1 protein-coding gene is annotated in these 5,182 nt (G+C 67.0%); it reads left to right on the top strand.

Annotated elements, in window-relative coordinates; all coding sequences use genetic code 11:
• Positions 1-439 precede the first annotated feature (439 nt).
• Entirely contained in the window at positions 440-4,903 is a 4,464-nt protein-coding gene (gltB, locus tag ACESLR_RS10275; RefSeq protein ID WP_373067255.1) for a glutamate synthase large subunit, read from the top strand.
• The last annotated feature ends 279 nt before the right edge of the window (positions 4,904-5,182 follow it).

Raw genomic sequence — 5,182 nt, 5'->3', positions numbered from 1 at the left:
CCGGAGGCCGTGCGCCGCGACCAACCCTGGATCCGCTCCATCGGCTCGGTCCAGAACGCAGTCCGCGACTAATCCCCAGGCAGCTTGTTCACCACGAAGCGCTCAAAGAAAACCTGAAAAGCATTAACAGGAAGATGGGAAGGGAGGAAGGTAGGGACTTGGATTGTTTTTAGTCAGAATCGTCCTTTCCTTCCCATCTTCGCGTCTTCCTGTAAATCGCCCTTGACCTGATTTGTGGCTTCGCGCAGTTCGGGACGAGCCGCCCTGCCACGCTTAACCTGCGTCAATGTCGTGTCTTCTTGACCGGCCCCGGTTTGCCGGGAGAATGACGGTTCGGCTATATTCCTGCGCCTTTTTCCGTGTTCTTTTTTCCAGGGACGGCCCTGACCAACGTACCGCGCCCGCGTATCGCCCCGCGCGCTGCGACCGGAGTTGACCGATGCGACAGAACCAAATGAACGGCACCCTCTACCGCCCCGAATTCGAGCGCGACAACTGCGGCTTCGGCCTGATCGCGCACATGGACGGCGTAGCCAGCCACTGGGTGGTCGACACCGCGATCAAGGCCCTGGAACGCATGACCCACCGCGGCGCGATCGCCGCCGACGGCAAGACCGGCGACGGCTGCGGGCTCCTGATGAAGACCCCCGAGGCCTTCCTGCGCACCCTCGCCTCCGAGTCGAACATCGAGCTGGCCGAGCGCTTCGCCGCCGGCATCGTGTTCATCAACCCGGCCAGGATCGCCGAGTCCCGCGCCGCCGTGGAGAGCGCCATCGAGCGCGGCCCGCTCCGGCTTGCCGGCTGGCGCGAGGTGCCGGTCAATCCGGAAGACGCCTGCGGCGCCGAGGCGATGAAGAGCCAGCCGCACATCCTGCAGGTGTTCATCAATGCGCCGGCGGACATGGGCGCGGCCGACTTCGAGCGCGCGCTGTTTGTGGTGCGCCGCCGGTCCGAGATCGAGATGGACGATGACCCGGTGTTCTACGTGCCCAGCCTGTCGGCGCACGTAGTCTCCTACAAGGGCCTGGTGATGCCGGCCAACCTGCCGGTGTTCTACCCGGACCTGAAGCGCCCGGAACTGGCGACCGCGATCTGCGTGTTCCACCAGCGATTCTCCACCAACACCTTCCCGCAGTGGGGCCTGGCGCAGCCGTTCCGCTTCCTCGCCCACAACGGCGAAATCAACACCGTGCAGGGCAACCGCAACTGGGCGGTCGCGCGCCAGCACAAGTTCGCCACCGAGAAGCTGCCCGAGCTGGCCGAGCTGGAACCGCTGGTGAACCTGGAGGGCTCCGACTCGCAGAGCCTGGACAACATGCTGGAGGTGCTGCTGGCCGGCGGCATGGACCTGTTCCGCGCGATGCGCCTGTTGGTCCCGCCGGCGTGGCAGAACGTCGCGCACATGGACTCCGACCTGCGCGCGTTCTACGAATACAACTCCATGCACATGGAGCCCTGGGACGGCCCGGCCGGCATCGTGCTGACCGACGGCCGCTACGCCGCCTGCACCCTGGACCGCAACGGCCTGCGCCCGGCGCGCTACGTGATCACGAAGGACCGACACATCACACTGGCCTCGGAGATCGGCGTGTATGACTACGCCCCCGGGGACGTGGTCGCCAAGGGCCGCCTGAAGCCCGGCCAGATGCTGGCCGTGGACACCGAATCCGGCGAACTGTTGCAGCCCGAGGACATCGACCGCATCAACCGCACCCGCCAGCCCTACCGCCAGTGGCTGCGTGCGCAGGTGAAGCATGTGAAGAGCCAGCTGGACGACACCCAGCTGTTCTCCGGCGAGCCGATGCCCCCTGAGCGCCTGGAAACCTACGAAAAGCTTTTCGACGTAACGTTCGAGGAGCGCGACCAGATCCTGCGCGTGCTGGCCGAGGCCGGCCAGGAGGCCGTCGGCTCCATGGGCGACGACACGCCGTTCGCGGTGCTCTCCCGCCACACCCGTTCGCTGTTCGACTACTTCCGCCAGCAGTTTGCCCAAGTCACCAACCCGGCGATCGACCCGCTCCGCGAGAGCATCGTGATGTCGCTGGAGACCTGCTTCGGCCGCGAGCAGAACCTGTTCGAGGAGACCCCGGACCACGCCCACCGTCTGGTGTCCGACTCCCCGGTGCTGTCCGAGGCCAAGTTCCGCGAGCTGTGCAACCAGACCGAGGATGCCTTCCGCGTCGAACGCATGGACCTCCACTACGACGTCCATTCCGGCTCGCTGGAGGACGCCGTGAAGGCCCTGACCGAGCACGCGGTCGAGGCCGTGCGCGGCGGCGCCGTGGTGCTCGTGCTGTCCGACCGCGGCATTGACCCGGAACGCCGTCCGATTCCGGCGGTACTGGCCGTTGGGGCCGTGCACCATGCGCTGATCCGCGCCAAGCTGCGCACTGACGCCAACATCGTCGCCGAGACCGCCACCGTGCGCGACCCGCACCACTTCGCGGTGCTGCTGGGCTATGGTGCCACCGCAATCTACCCCTACCTGGCCTACTCCGCGTTGCACGGCATGTGCCAGTCCGGCGAGATCCCGAACGCGGATCCGCTGACCCTGGCGCAGAACTACCGCCGCGGCATCAACAAGGGCCTGTTCAAGATCCTGTCCAAGATGGGCATCTCCACCATTGCCAGCTACCGCGGCGCGCAGCTGTTCGAGATCGTCGGCCTGGCCGACGAGGTCGTGGAGACCTGCTTTACCGGGACCACCAGCCGCATCAAGGGCACCCGTTTCGCCGACATCGAGGCGGACCTGGAGACGCTGTCGAAGCGCGCCTGGAACCCGCGCAAGAGCGCCGGTCAGGGCGGCCTGCTGAAGTACGTCCACGGGGGCGAGTACCACGCCTACAACCCGGACGTGATCCAGACCCTGCACCGCGCGGTGCAGTCCGGCGACTACGGCGTCTACAAGGAATACGCGGATCTGGTGAACGAACGCCCGGTGACCGTGCTGCGCGACCTCCTGAAGGTGCGCGACGACATCAAGCCCATCGAGCTTGACGACGTCGAGCCCGAGGCCGACATCCTGCCGCGCTTCGACTCCGCGGGCATGAGCCTGGGCGCGCTGTCGCCGGAGGCCCACGAGGCCCTGGCCACCGCGATGAACCGCCTCGGCGGGCGCTCCAATTCCGGCGAGGGCGGCGAGGCCGTCTCCCGCTACGGCACCGAGCGCATGTCCAAGATCAAGCAGGTGGCCTCCGGCCGCTTCGGCGTGACCCCGCACTACCTGGTCAACGCCGAGGTCCTGCAGATCAAGGTCGCCCAGGGCGCCAAGCCCGGCGAGGGCGGCCAGCTGCCGGGGCACAAAGTCAACAAGATGATCGCGGAGCTGCGCTACTCGAATCCGGGCGTGGCCCTGATCTCGCCGCCGCCACACCACGACATCTACTCCATCGAGGACCTGGCGCAGCTGATCTTCGACCTCAAGCAGGTCAACCCGGATGCGCTGGTCTCGGTGAAGCTGGTTTCCGAGGCCGGGGTCGGCACCATTGCCGCCGGCGTGGCCAAGGCCTACGCCGACCTGATCACCATCTCCGGCTACGACGGCGGCACCGGCGCCAGCCCGCTGACCTCGGTGAAGTACGCCGGCACCCCGTGGGAGCTGGGCCTGACCGAGACCCACGCGACCCTGCGCGGCAACGACCTGCGCGACAAGGTGCGCCTGCAGACCGACGGCGGCCTGAAGACCGGCCTGGACGTGATCAAGGCCGCGATCCTGGGTGCCGAGAGCTTCGGCTTCGGCACCGGCCCGATGGTCGCGCTGGGCTGCAAGTACCTGCGCATCTGCCACCTGAACAACTGTGCAACGGGTGTCGCCACGCAGGACAAGGTGCTGCGCATGAACCACTTCATCGGGCTGCCCGAGATGGTCATGCACTACTTCCAGTTCGTCGCCCGCGAGACCCGCGAGTGGATGGCGAAGCTGGGGGTGCGCAGCATGACCGACCTGATCGGCCGCACCGATCTGCTGGAGGTCCTGCCGGGCGAAACCCCCAAGCAGCAGCACCTGGACCTGAACGGCCTGCTGGCCAGCGGCGACCTGGCCGACAAGCCGCGCTTCTGCAAGGAGCCGAAGAACGAGCCGTTCGACAAGGGCGAGCTGGCCGAGCAGATGGTCGCGGAGATGCTCGAGACGATCGAGAGCAAGGCCGGGGGCGAGTACCACTTCGACGTGGCCAACACCGACCGCTCGATCGGCGCACGCCTGTCCGGCGAGATCGCCAAGCGCCATGGCAATCAGGGCATGAGCGACGCTCCGATCACCGTGCACATGAAGGGCACGGCCGGGCAGAGCTTCGGCGTCTGGAACGCCGGCGGCCTGCACCTGTACCTGGAGGGTGACGCCAACGACTATGTCGGCAAGGGTATGACCGGCGGCAAGCTGGTGATCCGGCCGCCGGAGGGCTCGGGCTTCGCCAGTCAGGACACCACCATCATGGGCAACACCTGCCTGTATGGCGCGACCGGCGGCAAGCTGTTCGCGGCCGGCCAGTGTGGCGAGCGCTTCGGAGTGCGCAACTCCGGCGCGCTCGCCGTGGTGGAAGGCATCGGCGACCACGGCTGCGAGTACATGACCGGTGGCGTGATGGTGGTGCTGGGCAATACCGGCATCAACTTCGGCGCGGGCATGACCGGCGGCTTCGCGTTCGTGCTGGACCGGGAGAACGACTTCCCGGACCGCATCAACAACGAGCTGATCGACCTGCACCGCCTCGACACCGAGGAGATGGAGGCGCACCGCAACTATCTCGAGGAGCTCATCACCGAGTTCGTGCACGAGACGGACAGCGCCTGGGGCCGCGAAATCCTGGAACGCTTCGACGACTACCAGGGCTCGTTCTGGCTGGTGAAGCCCAAGGCCTCGGAGCTCCGCGGCCTGCTGGCCAACCTGCGCCAGGCCGCCTGACCCGCCATCCGGCGGTACCGCGAATCGGGCCCCTTCACGGGGCCCGTTTTGCTTGTACCCGTGAAAACCCGGCGTCGCGAGTACCTTGACCCCGTCGTCGCGAGCGCAGCGAAGCAATCTCCAGGGCCAACCACCCGATCCCCACCGTTCACCCCCCATCAAGCGATTGCTCCCCTGCGTTCGCCATGACAGACGGGGGACAAGCGAGCTTCGCGAATGCCCTGACGCCCCCCCGGCCCTCCGGGCTATCATGCAGGCTCGACCAGTGGCACGACCCCG

The sequence above is a fragment of the Thioalkalivibrio sp. genome, from assembly GCF_041685615.1.
GTDB lineage: Bacteria > Pseudomonadota > Gammaproteobacteria > Ectothiorhodospirales > Ectothiorhodospiraceae > Thioalkalivibrio.
This window is presented reverse-complemented; position numbering and strand designations above follow the sequence as displayed.

Coding starts and splice junctions, on each gene's coding strand:
- gltB (WP_373067255.1), top strand. CDS start 440: ATGCGACAGAACCAAATGAACGGCACCCTCTACCGCCCCGAATTCGAG.